Here is a 17,611-nt window from a genome sequence, read left to right on the forward strand (position 1 = left end):
CATGGCCCGTACCACCCTCGTGAGCGCTGCCGTCGGCGGCCTCGTCGGCGCTGCCGTCAGCGCCGCCATCTTCTATTCCGCCGGCCCCCAGCTGATGGGCGAGCGCCTCGTGCGCACCAGCCTGCTCGAGCATCCCGAGATCATCCTCGAGGCGGGCGACGTGCTGCGCGACCGCCAGTACGCCCCGCTGATCGAGGCCAATCGCGAGGTCATCGAAACCCCCTTCGAGGGTGCCGTCCAGGGCGCCTCCGCCGAAGATGCCGATGTCGTGATGGTCGAATTCTACGACTATGCCTGCGGTTACTGCCGCCAGACCAAGCCCGATGTCGACCGCCTGATCGAGGAAGATGACAAGCTGCGCGTCGTCTATCGCGAGCTCCCCGTCCTCGGCCCCGACAGCGTGATCGCCGCGCGCGCCAGCCTCGCTGCCGCCAAGGCGGGCAAGTTCGCGCAGTTCCACGACTATCTCTACGATGCGGGCAGCCCCAACGAAGAGACGATCACCGCCGCGCTGGCCGAGGTCGGCCTCACGCTCGAGGACGCCAAGGACCCCGCCTTCGAGGCCGAACTTCAAAAGAATTTCGAGATCGCCAACGCGCTGGGTGCCAACGGCACGCCAGTGTTCATCATCGGCAATCGCGTGATTAACTCGGCTGACGGCTACCAGGCTTACAAGGACGCCATCGAGGCAGCGCGCCGCGCCAAGGACGCCTAGGCGCCCTCGCCCTCCTCGGCGCGCCCGCGAAAGCCTTTCGCGACGACATACCATTCGCTCGAGCCCTTGCGACTGGCGGGCGGTTTGGCGTGCTTCACGCTGTCGAAATTCTTGTTGAGCAGCGTCACCAACGCCTTGTCCGCGCCGCCCGCAAGCACCTTGGCGACGAATGCCCCGCCGGGTTTCAATATCTCGAGCGCGAAGTCGAGCCCCGCCTCGACCAGCCCCATGGTGCGCAAATGGTCGGTCTGCTTGTGGCCGATGGTGTTGGCCGCCATGTCCGACAGGACGAGGTCGGCGGGCCCGCCGAGCGCGTCCTTCAATTTCTGCGGCGCGGCATCGTCCATGAAGTCCATCTCGAGCAGCGTCGCGCCCTCGATCGGATCGGTCGGCAAGAGGTCGATGCCGACCACCGCGGCCTGCGGCACCTTCTGGCGCACCACCTGTGTCCAGCCGCCCGGCGCCACGCCGAGATCGACCACGGCCTTCACGCCCTTCAACACCTCGAAGCGCTCGTCGAGCTCGAGCAGCTTGTAGGCGGCGCGGCTGCGATAGCCGTCGGCCTTGGCCGCTTTCACATAGGGATCGTCGAGCTGGCGCTGGAGCCAGCGGGTGGAGGCCGCCGTGCGGCGGCGCGCGGTCTTGACCCGCTGCTTGCCGGCGCCGCGTCCGCGCCCCGTGCTCTTGCTCATAGCTGGTATCCGTCCCTTGCCATCAGGCTGCGCAAAATGCCCTCGCGGATGCCGCGGTCGGCGATGCCGAGGTCCTGCGCGGGCCAGATGTCGAGGATCGCCTCGAGGATGGCGCAGCCGGCCACCACGAGGTCGGCGCGCTCGGCCCCGATGCACGGCAGTGCCGCGCGTCCGGCCGGATCGCGCTCGGCGATGGTCTGGGTGATGTCGCGCATGGCGCTGATCGGCACGTGGAGGCCATCCACGGCGCGGCGGTCGTAGCTCGGCAGCTGGAGATAGACCGAGGCCAGCGTGGTCACCGTGCCGCTGGTGCCCAAGAGGCGGATGTCGGCGCGGTCCTTGGGCAGCCATTCGGCAAAGCGCGCGAAGCCCTCGCGGGCGCGGCGGCGCATACGGTCATAGGCGGCGATGCGGTCGGGCCCCTCGATATTGGGACGCCCCTCGCTTTCGGTCAGGCTGACGACGCCCCACGGCGCCGACCACCAGGCGCGGATGCGCGGCATCTCGCCATCGGGCTCGACCAGCACCAGCTCGGTCGAGCCGCCGCCGATGTCGAAGATGACCGCGGGGCCATCGCCCGGCCCCAAGAGCTTGTGACAGCCGAGGACGGCGAGCCGCGCTTCTTCCTGCGGCGGGATGATGTCGAGGACGATGCCCGTCTCGCGCCGCACGCGATCGACGAACTGGCGCCCGTTGGCGGCGCGGCGGCAGGCCTCGGTGGCGACCGAGCGGGCGAGCGTCACGTTGCGGCGCTTCAACTTCTGCGCGCACACGCCCAGCGCCGCGACCGCGCGGTCCATCGATTCGTCGGACAGGCGGCCGGAGGCGGCCAGCCCCTCGCCCAGCCGGACGATGCGGCTGAAAGCATCGATGACGGTGAACCCCTCGCCCCCGTCGGGACGGGCGATGAGGAGGCGGCAATTGTTGGTGCCGAGGTCGAGCGCCCCGTAGCTGGGTGCCCGCCCCCCGCGCGTCGGCGCGGCCGGAGCCGCTTTCGCGCGTGCGCCCCGGGAGCGCCTGCGGCGCGGCGGGGCCTTCCTTGCGGCGTCTTGCGCCATGAACATCTTCTTTCAACACGACACCGCGGGCAAAGTGGCCCGCGGCTGACCTGTGCCCTTTTTAACCCTCTTTGACGCGGCGGCGCAACCGGCATGGCGCAAGGGCTGTTGACAGGGTTCAAACGGCCTATTAGTAGCCCGCCCACGCGCTCCGGAGCGGCCTTGTCGCTCCACGAGTTGCCCCATCGTCTAATGGTAAGACTACGGACTCTGAATCCGTCAATCGTGGTTCGAATCCACGTGGGGCATCCAGCGCTTTTCCCGCACATCGCAAAAGAAAAAAGGCGGTGCCGAAGCACCGCCCTTTCCCTTACGCAGTCCATAGGAAGCAAACCACGGCGCCGGGGGCACCGGGCGCGATCAGCTGTTATTGCTGTCGCAGCCCAGCGCACCGGCCCAGTCGTTCCATGCCTGCGTCGCATATGCGGCATGGCTCGACAGGCCCTGCTCGGCGAGGCGCCGCGCGACGCGCTCGTCGAATTCACCCTTCTTGCCGCATTTGATCGGCGGCGCGTCGTCATAATAGCGCGTGAAGGTGCCGCTCCAGGCGACTCCGCAGCCGACCTTGTAGGCCAGCGTCGCTTCGCGCTGGTTATCGTTGCGATGGTCCTTGAGCGCGACCGTTTCCGCCTGGCAATCGCACGCGGCATAGGCCTTTTCCGTCCACGGCTTGCACACCCGCGCGGGGCGCGTGCCGGGGAAGTTTTCGCGCGGCTTCTCGTCATGATTGCGCAGCGCCAGCCGCGTCCCGCCCGAACTCCCCGACGCCGGCTCGCTACGGCGCCGGTTGACCGCGTCATAGATTTCCTGCTGGCGCTGTCGGCCGCGCTCGAGCGCCGCCTGGCGCGCCGCCTCGGCGGCCTGCGCCGCGCGCTCGGCCTCGCGCCGCTCAGCTTCCCGTTCAGCGGCATTCTGCGCGCTTATCTGGTTGTTGCGCATCCGCTGCATGTCGCGCTGGCGCTCTTCCTCGGCGCGGATCTGGCGCTGCAGTTCGTTGATCCGGCGCTGGTCCGCGGCCATTTCCGCACCCGCCTGCGCGAGCTGGGTCTTGGCGCTGTTGATCGCCCCCATGATCATCTCATGCTCGCGCTGCTGGCGAATACGGCGCTCTGCCTCCTCCTGCTCGCGACGCAGCTGGGCCAGCCTGTTGTTCTCGCGGCGCTGCTCGGCACGACGCTCCTCGGCACGGGCCTCGGCCGCCTCGCGCAGGACACGGCGGCGCTCCTCCTCGGCCAGCCAGTCGGCGCGGGCGATCTCATAGACTTCGCCCGCGGTGCGCCCGTCACGGTCGGTGAGGTCATCGACGACCCCCGCGACGATCATCCGGGCCAGGAGGTCCGAGCGCACCTCGCTAAGGTCGTGGCTTCCGTCACCATAAGCGTAGAACAGGAGGTTGCGACCACGCTCGTCGCGCCAGCCGGCGCCCTGCCCGTCCTCGGCGAGCGCCACCATCGCGTGGAGATGATCGTTCTCGATGGCGAAGTCGACGGGATCAATATCGGGCGTCTTTCCCTCGACGATCGCGTCGTTGACATAAGCAACCGTCGTCCAGCTGCCCTCGACCGAGCGCCGCAACGCAGCCCCGTCACGGCGCCCGTTACGATAGACGACGAAAGTCCGCGTACCGTCGGGCGCTCTCATTTCCGCCGGTCCGTAGATCTTACCCTCGGCGGTCCAGCGACCATGAAAGGCGTAGTCGGAACTGTTTACATAGGTTCCTTCGCGCAGCACCCCTTTGCGGTATAGGCCGATGACGCGGCTGCCATTTGGGTTGGTGCTGTCGACCATCCGTTCCACATCGGGAAACTCGAAGCGTACCGTGGGGCGATAGGTCGAGCGCATGTCGGTGAACATGAAGACGCCAGCCTGCTTTGCCTGACCGATGTCAGCGGGCTGGAAACGCACCTTTACTTCTTCGGTGCTCCGTCGGCCGGTGTTTGTCTCGAGTTTGTAGGTGAAGATCGCGTCGAAATAGGGGTACCGGTCGAACGCCGCACGATCGAGCCGATAATAATGTTTGAGGGCCGTATTCCCCTTGAAATTGTCTTGAACAACGAGGCCCACACCGTCGGTTTTCACGACCATCGGCGCGCGATGCGAGATCCGGATCGAGTCATGCGGGCTGCGCACGTTCTCCCAGTCGCTCGCGACATCGCTGTACAAGGTATAGTCGATCGCATCGAACGCGACACAGCCCGTCAGACCGAGCGCCGCCAGCGGCGCCAGGGCAATCATCAGCTTTCGTTTCATCGTCCCCCCCGGAAGACATTGATATGATGGCGTTCCTTCTAAAGGGACGCCGTCTTTCCGGGATAGCTGGAACTAGTTATAGGTTTTCAAAATAACAGCCTTAACGGACCTCGTTAACGGGGCCGGCCCCATAGAGCCGACCCCGCCCTCTCAATTGTAACGAGAGAGAGGTCCGTGAAGCCCCGCGGGGCTTAGCTCTGGTAGAAGATGTGCGTACCGACCTTGGCGACCTCGTTGAAGGCCGGGGCCCAATGCGGGTTCACATAGTCGGCGTGGTACCACAGGACGTCGCCACGGACGATCTCATGGGCATCGTCGATCGCGACCTGCGCGACGGCCTTGGCGGTGTCCCACGGCTTCATTTCGGTGATGCGGGGGAAGCGACGGTTCTGCACGAAGCTGAACTGCGCCTTCTGCTTGATCACGTCGCACCAGTTGTCGGGATACTGCCCGCTCTCGGCGCGGTTGATCACGACGTCGGCGACGGCCAGCTGGCCCTCGAGGCTTTCGCCACGCGCCTCGAAGTAGATCGCGTTGGCAAGACACCATTCCTGTTCGTTGAGCTCGTTGTCGGCGATGCCGCGGTTGTTGGCGACCATCTCGTCGAGCGTGAACTGTTCGTCTTCCGCGATTTCCGCAGCGCGGTCGAGGAAGGCGGCGCGGGTCGTTTCGTCAAGCGCCGGACCCGTGGCGGCAGTCATGTGAGCGGAAACCTGGGTACCACCGGCGGTGGCAAGCAAAGCGGCACCAATGACGGGCACGAAGCCCGAAGTAAGGAACTTGGTCAAATTATTCTCTAATAAGTGCGGCCGCACATTCAGCTGCCAGCAGGCTCGTCCCCGCTAGGTGAGGCAGTTGAAGATGTCGTCCGTCTCGCTCTCGCTCTTCGCCTACCCTCCACGGCGGCGCGAGCCCTCGCTCTCTCTCGTTACAAGGATCAATTTAGTTCCTTGTTGAAATTAAAAAAGTAGGTGAGCGGTAAACGGATTGTGCAGCGCGACGAAATGCGCAACTTCTTGAAAACGCTCGTTTTTTCTTGCCGTTACATGAACGATTAGCTGTCCATTACATGAACGAAAAAGCCCCCGCCGCAACTCGTCGGCGAGGGCCTTCACTTCATCGCCGGGCCTTTTTCGCCCGAAACCGCCGAATCAGACGGCAGCAGCGTCCTTGCGCGACATTTTCTTGCGCTCGTGCGTGTCGAGATAGCGCTTCCGGAGGCGGATCGCGCCCGGCGTCACCTCGACCAGTTCATCGTCCTGGATATAGGCGATGGCCTGCTCGAGCGTCATGCGGCGCGGCGGGGTCAGGCGGATGCCTTCATCCTTGCCCGAGGCACGGAAGTTGGTGAGCTGCTTGGACTTCTGGGCGTTGACCTCGAGGTCCTGCGGCTTGGCATTCTCGCCGATCACCATGCCCGCATAAAGCGGATCGCCCGGCGAGACGAAGAGGATGCCGCGATCTTCGAGCGCATTGAGCGCATAGGCGACCGCATCGCCCTTCTCCATCGAGATGAGCGCGCCATTCTGGCGCCCCTCGATCTTGCCCTTGTAGGGACCGTAACGCTCGAACACGCGGTTCATGATGCCGGTGCCGCGGGTGTCGGACAGGAATTCGCCATGATAGCCGATGAGGCCCCGGCTGGGCGCCGAGAAGGTCAGGCGGGTCTTGCCCTGCCCCGAGGGACGCATGTCGGTCATCTCGGCCTTGCGCATCGCCATCTTCTCGACGACCGTGCCCGAATAATCGTCATCGACGTCGACGACGACGGTCTCATAGGGCTCTTCCTTGCCCTCGGGCGTCTCGCGCAGCAACACGCGCGGACGGCTGATCGACAGTTCGAAGCCCTCGCGGCGCATGTTCTCGATGAGCACGCCGAGCTGGAGTTCGCCGCGGCCGGCAACCTCGAAGGCGTCCTTGTCGGCGCTTTCCGACACGCGGATCGCGACATTGGTCTCGGCCTCGCGCTCGAGGCGCTCGCGGATGACGCGGCTCTGCACCTTGTCGCCGTCCTGGCCGGCGAACGGGCTGTCGTTGACCGCGAAGGTCATGCTGAGCGTCGGCGGGTCGATTTCAGAGGCCGGGACCGGCTCGGTGATGGTCGGCGTGCCGATGGTGTTCGACACGGTGGCGGTCATGAGGCCCGCGACGGCGACGATGTCGCCTGCCTTGGCTTCCTCGACCGGCACGCGCTCGAGACCCTTGAAGGCGAACAGCTTGGAGATGCGCGCATCTTCCACCTTGTTGCCGTTGATGTCGATCGCGCGGACGGGATCGCCGACCTTGAGCGTACCCTGCTCGATGCGGCCGGTGAGGATGCGCCCGAGGAAGTTGTCGCGGTCGAGCAGCGTCGCCAGCATCTTGAACTCGCCCTCGGTGTCGAGGCCGGGCGCGGGGACATGGTCGACGATGGTCTCGAACAGCGGGACGAGGTCGCCCTCGCGCACGGTCGGATCCTTCGAGGCAAAGCCCGCACGGCCCGAGGCATAAAGCGCGGGGAAGTCGAGCTGTTCGTCATTGGCGTCGAGCGTGAGGAAGAGTTCGAACACTTCGTCGAGCACTTCGGCCTCGCGCGCGTCGGGACGGTCGATCTTGTTGACCACGACGATGGGCTGGAGGCCGAGGCCGAGCGCCTTCTGGCAGACGAACTTGGTCTGCGGCATCGGGCCTTCGGCGGCATCGACGAGCAGGATCACGCCGTCGACCATCGAGAGGATGCGTTCCACCTCGGCGCCGAAGTCGGCGTGGCCCGGGGTGTCGACGATGTTGATCCGCACCGGCTCGCGCCCCTCGCCTTCCCAGACGATCGAGGTGCATTTGGCGAGAATGGTGATCCCGCGTTCCTTCTCGAGATCGTTCGAGTCCATCGCGCGTTCCTCGACGCGCTGGTTGTCGCGGAAGGTGCCCGACTGGCGGAAAAGCTGGTCGACGAGGGTGGTCTTGCCATGATCGACGTGCGCGATGATGGCTACGTTACGAAGCTGCATAAATATTTGTCCGGCTAGGAGGTTTGGCGGCCCCCTAGCCGAAAAGCGTCTCCGCGCCTAGCCCATAGCTACCGCTTGAAGGGGGGCATTCGTCCCGCAGCGGCATCGCGTCGGCTCTGGTGGTAGACCGCCGCGAGGAGGTGGACGCCGAGCAAGGCGGCAAAGGCCCACACATAGGTCTCGTGCGCATCGCCGGCCCAGTCGGCGACCGCTTCGGTCACGCCCGGCACGGCGGGGAAGGCGAGCCCGAACTTCAAGCCCACCATGCCGCCCTTGTCGGAGACCGCCATGAGACCGCCGAGCGGAATGGCGACCATGAAGACATAGAGCAGGAAGTGGCTGATGCCGCCTGCCAGCCGTTCCCAGGCGGGCAGCCGCTCGGGCTGCTTGGGCGCGGTAGTGAAGAAGCGGGTGAGGAGGCGGAAGAGCACCACGAGGATCAGCGCCGCGCCGAGCGTCTTGTGCCACTCGAACCAGTCGGCGCGCTCGGGGGTGCCCTTCTCGTAGACCTTGTGGAACAGCCAGCCGGTCGTGAACTGGCCGATGACCAGCGCGGCGGCGAGCCAGTGCCAGAAGGCGGCGAGCGTCGAATAACGGTGAAGCGGCTTTTGCATGTTCCCCCCGGAATGATGTTGCGCGGACGCTGGCATGACGCCGCGCCATGTTCAACGAAAAAGGCCGCCGTCACCTGTTGTGACGACGGCCGTTTCCTTCAGCAATGCGCGCCTAGCGCGTGAACTTCTCGCCCTTCTCGGCCTTGTCGAGAAGGAGCTGCGAGAAGCTGAAGTTGTCGCCGAGATGGTCCTGCTGGCGCTTCAGCCCCTCGACGATCTTGTCGAGGCCGACGCTGTCGGCCCAGTACATCGGGCCGCCGCGATACACCGGCCAGCCGTAGCCATAGACCCAGACGACGTCGATGTCGGAGGCGCGCTGCGCCTTGCCTTCCTCGAGGATTTTCGCGCCCTCGTTGACCATCGTGTAGAGCGTGCGCTCGATGATTTCCTGCTCGTCGATGTCGTGGCTCTCGACGCCCTTCTGCTTGGCGAAGTCCTCGATGATGCCTTGCACCTTCTCCGACGGGCTCGGGCGGCGGTTCTCGTCATAGTCGTAGAAGCCCGCGCCCTTCTTCTGGCCCCAGCGGTCGATGGCGCAGAGCGCGTCGCGGATGCTCTCGATGCGGCTGGGATCGCGGTGCCAGCCGATGTCGACGCCCGCTAGGTCGGCCATCTGGAAGGGGCCCATCGGCATGCCGAATTCGACATGGACCTTGTCGACCTGGGCGGGCGTGGCGCCTTCCATGAGGAGCTTCTCGGCCTCGAGCTGGCGCGGGATGAGCATGCGGTTGCCGATGAAGCCGTAGCAGACGCCCGCGATGACCGCGACCTTGCGGATCTTCTTGGCCAGCGCCATCGCCGTGACGAGCACGTCGTCGGCGGTCTTGTCGCCGCGCACGACCTCGAGGAGCTTCATGATGTTGGCGGGCGAGAAGAAGTGGAGGCCGAGTACGTCCTCGGGGCGGCTGGTCGAAGCGGCGATCTCGTTGATGTCGAGGTAGCTGGTGTTGGACGCGAGGATGGCGCCCTTCTTCGCAATGCCGTCAAGACGCCCGAAGATTTCCTTCTTCACGTCCATATTCTCGTAGACCGCCTCGATGATGAGGTCGCATTCGGCGAGGTCGCCAAAGTCGAGGCTGGGCTTCAGGAGCCCCATCGCGCCCTCGACCTGCTCGGGCGTCATGCGGCCCTTCTTGGCGGTCGATTCATAGTTCTTGCGCATGATGCCGGTGCCGCGATCGAGCGCATCCTGGTTCATCTCGACGATGGTCACGGGGATGCCCGCGGTGAGGAAGTTCATCGAGATGCCGCCGCCCATGGTGCCGGCACCGATGACGCCGACGCGCTTGATCTCGCGCGGCTGGACGCTGTCGTCCACGCCTTCGATCTTCGAGGCCTTGCGCTCGGCGAAGAAGAAGTACTGGCGCGCCTTGGCCTGGTCGCCGACCATCAATTCCATGAACTTGTTGCGCTCGGCGATGACGCCTTCCTCATAGGGCTTTTCGGTCGCGACCTTGATGAGCTCGAGGTTGGCGGCCGGCGCGACGTCGCCGCGGAACAGCTTGGCGTTCTTCTTCTTGAACTCCTCGAACACCGACGGGTCGGCATCCTTGATGCGATCATCGCGCTGCGACGAGCGCGGCAGCGGGCGGGTGTCCTTCACCTCGTTGGCATAAGCGACGGCATGTTCGATGAGGTCGCCCTCGACGATGCGGTCGACGAGGCCGGCGTCGGCCGCGACCTGCGCGCTGACGGGCTTGCCGGTGACCGCCATCTGCAGCGCCAGCTCGACGCCCGCGACGCGGGGACCGCGCTGGGTGCCGCCGGCGCCGGGGAGCAGGCCGAGATTGACTTCAGGGAAGCCGAGCTTCGCGGTCGGCAGCGCGACGCGATAGTGACAACCGAGCGCGACCTCGCAGCCGCCGCCAAGCGCGGTGCCGTGGATTGCCGCGACGACGGGCTTCTCGCAGGCCTCGATGCGGTCGACGACGGTCGGCAGCCACGGCATCACCGGCGGCTTTCCGAACTCGCTGATGTCGGCGCCCGCGAAGAAGGTGCGGCCCTTGCAGGCGATGACCACGGCTTCGATGCTGTCATCAGCCTCGGCCGCCTCGATCTCGCGCACGAGACCCTGCCGCACCGCCGCGCCCAGCGCGTTCACGGGCGGATTGTCCGACCAGATGATGCGGACGGGGCCGTGGTCTTCGGTGCTGATGGGATCGCTCATTTCTTTTCCTTCTTTGCTTTTTCCGTTCGGCCAGTAGTCGAGGCCATACGATAGCGTTTCGCCCGGTTTTTCACGGAACGTTCTTTAACACTTAGGTCCTTGTAGGTTTTCTGCATCTGGCAGCTCCTTTCGGAGCTTGCCCATCACAACGTGTTTATCACTTCGATGCCACATTAACCCAAGTCCTAGCTTGCGGTGCGGCCGTAGACTTGCCGCGTATAGGGGTGGGAACTGGAAAGTCCGCCGTCGACGACTAACGCGTGGCCGTTGACGTAGGATGCCTCCTCGGAGGCGAGGAACAGGGCGGCATGGGCGATCTCTTCAGGCTCGCCGCCGCGCTGCAGGGGATTGAGGCTGCCGATCTCGGCCTCGCGGCCCTTCTGGCGCGCATGGTCGTAGATGAACTGGGTCATGCCGGTCTCGATCAGGCCGGGGCAGATGGCATTGACGCGCACGCCCGAGCCGGTGAGCTGCTGGGCGCTGATCTTGACGAGGTTGATGACGCCCGCTTTCGAGGCCGTATAGGCCGGCCCGCCCGCGCCCGAGCGCAGGCCCGCGACGCTTGCGGTGACGATGATCGAGCCGCCGCCGCGCTTCTTGATGTGCGGCGCGGCATGCTTGATCGCCATCGCGGGGCCGATCAGGTTGACGCGCAGGATCTCGGCCCAGGCACGCTCGTCCTGGTCGAAGATGCCGTCGAACCCGCCCGAGACGCCCGCATTGGCGAACAGGATGTCGAGCCCGCCATGCTGGTCGACGGTCTGGTCGATGAGCGATTTAACGCTCTGCTCGGAGCCTGCATCGACCTCGACGTCGGTGCCCATGAGGTCGGCGCCGACCACGGTGGCGCCTTCGCTGCGCCACAGGTCGGCGGTCGCGCGCCCTATCCCCGAGCCCGCGCCGGTGATGATGGCGACCTTGCCCTCGAGACGCCCCTTGCTCACAGCCCTGCTCCGATGGTCGACCCGCCGTCGACGACGATGCTCTGGCCGGTCATGTAGCTACTGGCAGGCGAAGCGAGATAAACCGCCGCGCCCGCGATTTCCTCGGGCTCTCCGATGCGGCGAAGAGGCATGTGGCGGGTGATCTTCTTGAGGAGCTCGGGGTTCTCCCACAGCGCCTTGGCGAAGTCGGTGCGGATGAGGCCCGGCGCGATGCAGTTCACGCGAACCTTCCTGGGCCCGAACTCGGCGGCAAGGTTGCGCGCCAGCTGGAAGTCGGCGGCCTTGGAGACGTTATAGGCACCGATGGTGGTGCTGGCCGTCATGCCCCCGATCGAGGAGACGATGACGATCGAGCCGTCCTCGCGCTCCAGCATGCCGGGCGCGACCATCTGGATCAGCCAGTGGTTCGAGATGACATTGTTCTGGAGGATTTTCTCGAACTGCTCGTCGGTGATCCCGCCCATCGGCCCGTAATAGGGGTTGGAGGCGGCGTTGCAGACGAGGATGTCGACCTGGCCGAATTCGGCATTGGCTCGATCGACCATCGCCTGCAGCCCCGCCTTGTCCGAGATGTTGGCAGCGACCGCGATGGCCTTGCCTTTCCCCGCCGCGTTGATCGCCGTGGCGACTTCCTCGCAGGTTTCCTGCGTGCGGCTCGAGATGACGACATTGGCGCCGCGCATCGCCAGCTGTTCGGCGATCGCCTTGCCGATGCCGCGGCTGGAGCCGGTGACGATGGCGCTCTTGCCTGAAAGGTCGAAGGGATCGGTCATCGGGCAATCTCCGCATGTTTGGCATATTCGAGCTTGGCGATGCTCCGCGCATGCACCTCGTCGGGGCCGTCGGCGAGGCGCAGCGTGCGGATGCCCGCCCACATGCCCGCGAGCGGCGTGTCCTGGCTGACGCCCGCGCCGCCGAAGGCCTGGACGGCGTCGTCGATGACCTTGAGCGCCATGTTCGGCGCCTTCACCTTGATCATCGCGATCTCGGCCTTGGCGTGCTTGTTGCCGACCTTGTCCATCATGTCGGCAGCCTTGAGGCAGAGAAGCCGCGTGCAGTCGATCTCGATCCGCGCATCGGCGACGCGCTGCTCCCAGATCGAATGTTCGGCGATGGTCTTGCCGAAGGCGACACGGGCATTGAGGCGCTTCACCATCAGTTCGAGCGCTTCTTCCGCCGCGCCGATGGTGCGCATGCAATGGTGGATGCGGCCGGGCCCGAGGCGGCCTTGCGCGATCTCGAAGCCGCGTCCTTCGCCGAGCAAGAGGTTGGAAGCGGGCACGCGGACATTGTCGAGACGGATTTCCATATGGCCGTGCGGCGCATCGTCATAGCCGTAGACGGTGAGCGGGCGCTCGACCGTCACGCCGTCGGCGTCCAGCGGCATGAGGATCATCGACTGCTGGCGATACTTGTGTTCCTCGGGGTCGGTCTTGCCCATCAGGATCGCGACTTTCGCGCGCGGGTCCCCTGCCCCGCTCGACCACCATTTCCTGCCGTTGATGACATAGTCATCGCCGTCGCGGGTGATCGAGCATTCGATGTTGGTGGCATCGGAAGAAGCGACGCCCGGCTCGGTCATCAGGAAGGCCGAGCGGATCTCGCCGCGCATCAGGGGGCCAAGCCACTGCTCTTTTTGTTCGCGCGTACCGTAGCGGTGGAAGACCTCCATGTTGCCGGTGTCGGGCGCCGAGCAGTTGAAGACTTCGGAGGACCACATGATGCGCCCCATTTCCTCGGCGCACAGCGCATATTCGAGGTTGGTGAGCTGTTCGCCCTCGAACTCGAAACTCTCGTCGACATGGCTGAGCTGGCCGCCCGGCGGCATGAACAGGTTCCACAGCCCCGCCTCACGGGCGAGCGGCTTCAGCTCCTCGATCACCGGCAGCGGCTGCCAGCGGTCACCCTCGGCGATCTGCGAATGATAATCCCCGACTCGCGGGCGGACGTGCTCGTCGATGAACGCCTTCACGCGATCGCGGAAAAAGGCCTGCCTTTCCGTAAGGTCAAAGTCCATCCGAGCTCTCTCCCCTGTTGCCAACGCTTCGGTAGCGTTCCAAAACGGAGCTACTTGCCGTTTTCGTAAAGGACAAGGCCATGGCCGATCTGGAGACATTCAAACGCGACGTGCGGAGTTGGCTGGAGGCCAATGTGCCCGCCTCCATGCGCACCCCGATGAAGTCCGAAAAGGACATTTGCTGGGGCGGTCGCGATTTCGTCTTCCAGTCGGACGACCAGAAGACATGGCTCGAGAAAGCGGGGGAACGCGGCTGGACCGTGCCCGACTGGCCGAAGGAATATGGCGGCGGCGGCCTTTCCCCCGAGGAATCGAAGATCCTCAAGGCCGAGATGAAGAAGATGGGCGTGCGCACCCCGCTCACCAGCTTCGGCATCTCGATGCTCGGCCCCGCGCTGTTGAAATTCGGCACCGAGGAGCAGAAAAAGCGCTTCCTCCCCGAGATCGCGCGCGGCGAGATCCGCTGGTGCCAGGGCTATTCGGAACCCGGCGCGGGCAGCGACCTCGCGGGGCTTCGCACTAGCGCCGACGATGCGGGCGACCATTATGTCGTCAACGGCCAGAAGGTGTGGACCAGCTACGCCGATCAGGCCGACTGGATCTTCTGCCTCGTGCGCACCTCGAAAGAGAGCAAGCACGGCGGCATCAGCTTCCTCCTCTTCGACATGGCGTCGGAGGGCGTGTCGACCAAGCCGATCAAGCTGATCAGCGGCTACAGCCCCTTCTGCGAGACCTTCTTCGATGATGTGAAGGTCCCCAAGGACCAGCTCGTCCACAAGGAAAACGAGGGCTGGACCGTCGCCAAATATCTCCTCGGCCACGAACGCGAGATGATCTCGGGCATGGGCCTTGGCGGCGAGCGCGGCTCCTCGCTCCTCAGCGAAGCGATCCCCGAGGCCGACGCCATCCTCGCCGCCGACCTTGCCCGCTTCGACGTCGACGCCCTCGCCTTCCAGGCGATGAGCGAGGCCTTCATCGACCGGCTGAAGGCGGGCGAAGCGCATCCCGCCGAGCCCAGCATGATGAAATATGCCGGCACCGAGCTGAACAAGCGCCGCCACGAGCTGATCATGCAGGGCGGCGGCAGCGACGCGCTCGAATGGGAAAGCGACCGCTCGAAGGGCGGTGCCAAGCCCCGCGACTGGCTCCGCACGAAGGCGAACTCCATCGAGGGCGGCACCTCCGAAATCCAGCTCGGCATCATCGCCAAGCATATCCTCCAGCTCCCGGGAGCCTGATCCAGCCATGATGAAACTCAACGACGACCAGGTCATGCTCCAGGACACCGTCCGCCCCTTCATGGCGGAGGAAGGGAAGATCGAAACCCAGCTCAGGCACTGGCGCGACATCGGTTGCAAGGACGGCTTCGGCCATGGCCTGTGGAAGCAGTTCGCCGAACTCGGCCTCACCGGTATCCTCATCCCCGAGGAAGAGGGCGGTTCGGGCCTCGGCCAGGTCGAGGCGAACATCGTGCTCGAGGAAGTGGGCCGCAACCTCACCCCCTCGCCCTTCCTGACCACTGCGGTCGCCACTGTCCGCGCGCTGGAAGGCACGGCCCACGCCAGCCGCTGGTTCCCGACCATCCTGTCGGGCGAGACCGTCGCCGCGCTCGCGGTCGATGAGGGCGCGCATCATGCGCCCGCCAACACCGCGCTCGAAGCCACCCGCTCGGGCAATGGCTTCACCCTCTCGGGCGAGAAACAGTTCGTCGTCCATGGCGCCAGCGCCGACCTCATCCTCGTTGCCGCCCGCACCGCGGGCAGCGCGGGCGAGAAGGACGGCATCACGCTCTTCGCGCTGGAGAAGGAGGCGAAAGGCCTCGAGATCGAGAATGTCGCTCTGGCCGATGCCTCGAAGGCCGCACGCCTGACGCTGGACAAGGTCGAGGTCGATGCCGATGCGGTGGTCGGCGAGGTCGATGGCGGCTGGGCGCCGCTTGACCGTGCGCTCGCCGCGGGCAGCGCGGGTGCCGCCTCCGAACTCACCGGCGTCGCTGCCGGTGCCTTCGGCATGACCAACGACTATCTGAAGGAGCGCAAGCAGTTCGGCGTGCCGATCGGCAGCTTCCAGGCGCTCCAGCACCGCGCCGCGCACCTGTGGGGCGAGATCGAGATTGCGCGCGCCGCCACCCTGAAGGCCGCGCAGCTGATGGACGAGGGCGGGCCCCGCGCCGACCTCATGGTCTCGGTCGCCAAGGCCAAGGCGGGTAGCGTCAGCCGCCTCGCCGTCCAGGAGGCCGTGCAGATGTTCGGCGGCATCGGCATGACCGACGAACATGACATCGGCTTCTACATGAAGCGGCAGGCAGTGGTGGACGAGCTGTTCGGCAGCCCCAATTACCACGCGCTCAAGGTGGCGGGGCGCTAGTCCCCGCCGCTCAGGCGTCGCGCTCGAGGAGCACGTTCATCCGCGCGCTCGCGATCGGCGTGTCGCGGTCGTCCTGCCACGCGAAGGCGTCGATGTTCGCCAGCCGCCGCCCGAGCCGCTCGATCACCGCTTCGGCCTGCGTCTCGCGCGGGCGCCCGCCGCGCATGTAATCGACCGTCACCGTGACCGGCTTGATCCGCACGGCATCGTCCGTGCCGAGCCGGTCGCGCAGCGTCGCATAAGCGGCGAATTCCAGGAGCGCGGCGATCGCCCCGCCATGCAGGAAACCGGGGCGCCCCGTCACATCGTCATGGAAGGGCATGCGAAAACGCACGCGCCCGTCGATCTTCTCGACCGACAGGCGAAGCAGTTGCGCATAAGGCGGAAGGTCGGGGTGCGGCGCCATGTCCATGCGCGCCCGCTACCCCATCAAAGGACCGAAGTCAGCCCTTGGTCTTGTAGCCCGCGAGGATGCCGAGCACGAAGGAGGCGAAAAGCGCCCACTGCACGCGGCCGTGCGGATCGCTCCAGCCGAAATATTCGGCACCCCAGCCGAACAATGCAACGAACATCACAGATGACAATCCGACGATCATCGTCTCTCTCTCCCAAATGCCCCACAGGCGAACCCCGGGTGCCCCGATGGCCCCCGACTCCTGTCCGCGATTGAGACAATGTGAGCGAATAAGGTTAGCAAAGCGTAAAGCTTGGCCTCGGCCCCGCTTTGCGCTAGCGGGCGGGGAAACCATCTGACCAGCATCGAGGACTGCCATGAAAGCGCGCGTGACCATCACCCTCAAACCCGGTGTTCTCGATCCGCAGGGCAAGGCCATCCACCATGCCCTCGGCGGCCTCGGTTTCGAGGGTGTCGAGGATGTCCGCGCGGGCAAGGTCATCATGCTCGACCTTGCCGACGGCACGTCCGAAGAGACCATCAACAAGATGTGCGAACAGCTGCTCGCCAATACGGTGATCGAGAATTACGCGGTGGAAGTGCTGTGACCGCCGCCGTCATCGTCTTCCCCGGGTCCAACTGCGACCGCGACCTTGCCGTCGCCTTCGAGGGCGTGACCGGCAAGAAGCCCAACATGGTCTGGCATGCCGAGACCGAATTGCCCGCCGGCACCGACCTCATCGGCCTGCCCGGCGGTTTCTCCTATGGCGATTACCTGCGCTCTGGCGCGATGGCCGCGGTCAGCCCCGTCATGAAGGCGGTCGCCGCCGCCGCCGACAGGGGCGTGCCCACCATCGGCATCTGCAACGGCTTCCAGCTCCTTACCGAGGCGCGGCTGCTGCCGGGCGCGCTGATGCGCAACGCCACGCTGCATTTCATCTGCCGCGATGCCCGTCTCAAGGTCGGCACCAGCGACAGCCCTTTCCTTCGTGGCTATGCGGAGGGCGAGGAGATCACCATTCCCGTCGCCCATCATGACGGCAACTACCAGGCCGATGCGGAAACGCTCGACCGGCTCGAGGGCGAGGGCCGCGTCGCCTTCCGCTATGTCGAGAACCCCAACGGCTCGGCCCGCGACATTGCCGGCATCCTGTCGGAAAAGCGCAACGTGCTGGGCATGATGCCCCACCCCGAGCGCGCCTTCGAGGCCGCCCACGGCAATACTGACGGCAGGCGGCTGTTCGAAGCGCTGGTCAACCAGATCGCCTGACGCGCGATTGCCGGTTCGCAAATCGAGGGAAAATCGCTAACCCGATTCCCGGGCGCCCGTAGCTCAGTTGGATAGAGCACGAGACTTCTAATCTTGAGGCCGGTGGTTCGAATCCACCCGGGCGCACCATTCCCTG

17 protein-coding genes and 2 tRNA genes are annotated in these 17,611 nt (G+C 65.5%); 7 read left to right on the forward strand and 12 right to left on the reverse strand.

The window, feature by feature from the left end:
* Nucleotide 1 precedes the first annotated feature (1 nt).
* A complete protein-coding gene (locus NUW81_RS04440) occupies nucleotides 2-715 on the forward strand; it encodes a DsbA family protein (RefSeq protein ID WP_245110756.1) in 714 nt (237 codons plus the stop codon).
* Here the strand turns inward: NUW81_RS04440 and NUW81_RS04445 are convergent.
* On the reverse strand, nucleotides 712-1,407 hold the full coding sequence (locus NUW81_RS04445) for an RlmE family RNA methyltransferase (protein WP_245110761.1): 696 nt from the start codon (nucleotides 1,405-1,407) through the stop codon (nucleotides 712-714). The genes NUW81_RS04440 and NUW81_RS04445 overlap by 4 nt on opposite strands.
* Nucleotides 1,404-2,465, reverse strand: a complete 1,062-nt coding sequence (locus NUW81_RS04450; RefSeq protein ID WP_245110763.1) for a Ppx/GppA phosphatase family protein — start codon at nucleotides 2,463-2,465, stop codon at nucleotides 1,404-1,406. The genes NUW81_RS04445 and NUW81_RS04450 overlap by 4 nt, the downstream gene beginning before the upstream one ends.
* Nucleotides 2,466-2,643: 178 nt before the next feature.
* On the opposite strand from NUW81_RS04450, the gene NUW81_RS04455 reads away from it, so the two are divergent.
* Nucleotides 2,644-2,717, forward strand: a tRNA-Gln gene (locus NUW81_RS04455).
* A 108-nt stretch (nucleotides 2,718-2,825) separates the two neighbouring features.
* Here NUW81_RS04455 and NUW81_RS04460 read toward each other — a convergent pair.
* The 8 genes from NUW81_RS04460 to NUW81_RS04495 form a co-directional block, all read right to left on the reverse strand.
* Nucleotides 2,826-4,715 carry a hypothetical protein gene (locus NUW81_RS04460; RefSeq protein WP_245110765.1) on the reverse strand — a complete coding sequence of 630 codons (1,890 nt, stop codon included), beginning with the start codon at nucleotides 4,713-4,715 and terminating at the stop codon, nucleotides 2,826-2,828.
* A gap of 191 nt (nucleotides 4,716-4,906) precedes the next feature.
* Entirely contained in the window at nucleotides 4,907-5,416 is a 510-nt protein-coding gene (locus tag NUW81_RS04465) for a cell wall hydrolase (RefSeq protein ID WP_245110767.1), read from the reverse strand.
* Between the two features lie 450 nt (nucleotides 5,417-5,866).
* Nucleotides 5,867-7,702, reverse strand: a complete 1,836-nt coding sequence (gene typA, locus NUW81_RS04470; RefSeq protein WP_245110769.1) for a translational GTPase TypA — start codon at nucleotides 7,700-7,702, stop codon at nucleotides 5,867-5,869.
* Between the two features lie 68 nt (nucleotides 7,703-7,770).
* Entirely contained in the window at nucleotides 7,771-8,316 is a 546-nt protein-coding gene (locus NUW81_RS04475) for a cytochrome b (RefSeq protein WP_245110771.1), read from the reverse strand.
* Between the two features lie 112 nt (nucleotides 8,317-8,428).
* Nucleotides 8,429-10,483 carry a 3-hydroxyacyl-CoA dehydrogenase NAD-binding domain-containing protein gene (locus NUW81_RS04480; protein ID WP_245110774.1) on the reverse strand — a complete coding sequence of 685 codons (2,055 nt, stop codon included), beginning with the start codon at nucleotides 10,481-10,483 and terminating at the stop codon, nucleotides 8,429-8,431.
* Between the two features lie 185 nt (nucleotides 10,484-10,668).
* The gene (locus tag NUW81_RS04485) at nucleotides 10,669-11,427 is read right to left on the reverse strand and encodes an SDR family NAD(P)-dependent oxidoreductase (protein WP_245110777.1); all 759 of its coding nucleotides are present in this window, start codon (nucleotides 11,425-11,427) and stop codon (nucleotides 10,669-10,671) included.
* A complete protein-coding gene (locus NUW81_RS04490) occupies nucleotides 11,424-12,200 on the reverse strand; it encodes an SDR family NAD(P)-dependent oxidoreductase (RefSeq protein ID WP_245110779.1) in 777 nt (258 codons plus the stop codon). The genes NUW81_RS04485 and NUW81_RS04490 overlap by 4 nt, the downstream gene beginning before the upstream one ends.
* A complete protein-coding gene (locus NUW81_RS04495; protein ID WP_245110781.1) occupies nucleotides 12,197-13,444 on the reverse strand; it encodes an acyl-CoA dehydrogenase family protein in 1,248 nt (415 codons plus the stop codon). The genes NUW81_RS04490 and NUW81_RS04495 overlap by 4 nt, the downstream gene beginning before the upstream one ends.
* Nucleotides 13,445-13,524: 80 nt before the next feature.
* Here NUW81_RS04495 and NUW81_RS04500 point away from each other — a divergent pair, with 80 nt between their 5' ends.
* The gene (locus NUW81_RS04500; RefSeq protein ID WP_245110784.1) at nucleotides 13,525-14,682 is read left to right on the forward strand and encodes an acyl-CoA dehydrogenase family protein; all 1,158 of its coding nucleotides are present in this window, start codon (nucleotides 13,525-13,527) and stop codon (nucleotides 14,680-14,682) included.
* A gap of 10 nt (nucleotides 14,683-14,692) precedes the next feature.
* Nucleotides 14,693-15,811 (forward strand): acyl-CoA dehydrogenase family protein, encoded by a 1,119-nt coding sequence (locus tag NUW81_RS04505; protein WP_245113682.1) that lies wholly within the window; start codon nucleotides 14,693-14,695, stop codon nucleotides 15,809-15,811.
* A 10-nt stretch (nucleotides 15,812-15,821) separates the two neighbouring features.
* Here the strand turns inward: NUW81_RS04505 and NUW81_RS04510 are convergent, their stop codons facing one another.
* Nucleotides 15,822-16,223: a PaaI family thioesterase gene (locus NUW81_RS04510; protein WP_245110786.1), complete on the reverse strand. Its 402-nt coding sequence runs from the start codon at nucleotides 16,221-16,223 to the stop codon at nucleotides 15,822-15,824.
* Between the two features lie 31 nt (nucleotides 16,224-16,254).
* A complete protein-coding gene (locus NUW81_RS04515; protein ID WP_260508536.1) occupies nucleotides 16,255-16,383 on the reverse strand; it encodes a hypothetical protein in 129 nt (42 codons plus the stop codon).
* Between the two features lie 199 nt (nucleotides 16,384-16,582).
* On the opposite strand from NUW81_RS04515, the gene purS reads away from it, so the two are divergent.
* The 3 genes from purS (at nucleotide 16,583) to NUW81_RS04530 (ending at nucleotide 17,604) form a co-directional block, all read left to right on the forward strand.
* Complete coding sequence (purS, locus tag NUW81_RS04520) at nucleotides 16,583-16,813, forward strand: phosphoribosylformylglycinamidine synthase subunit PurS (RefSeq protein WP_245110789.1); 231 nt, start codon at nucleotides 16,583-16,585, stop codon at nucleotides 16,811-16,813.
* On the forward strand, nucleotides 16,810-17,475 hold the full coding sequence (gene purQ / locus NUW81_RS04525; protein ID WP_245110791.1) for a phosphoribosylformylglycinamidine synthase subunit PurQ: 666 nt from the start codon (nucleotides 16,810-16,812) through the stop codon (nucleotides 17,473-17,475). Before purS ends, purQ begins: the two co-directional genes overlap by 4 nt.
* A 52-nt stretch (nucleotides 17,476-17,527) precedes the next feature.
* A tRNA-Arg gene (locus NUW81_RS04530) sits at nucleotides 17,528-17,604 on the forward strand.
* Nucleotides 17,605-17,611: the final 7 nt, after the last annotated feature.

The sequence above is a fragment of the Sphingomicrobium aestuariivivum genome (assembly GCF_024721585.1).
In the GTDB taxonomy this organism is placed as follows: Bacteria; Pseudomonadota; Alphaproteobacteria; order Sphingomonadales; family Sphingomonadaceae; genus Sphingomicrobium; species Sphingomicrobium aestuariivivum.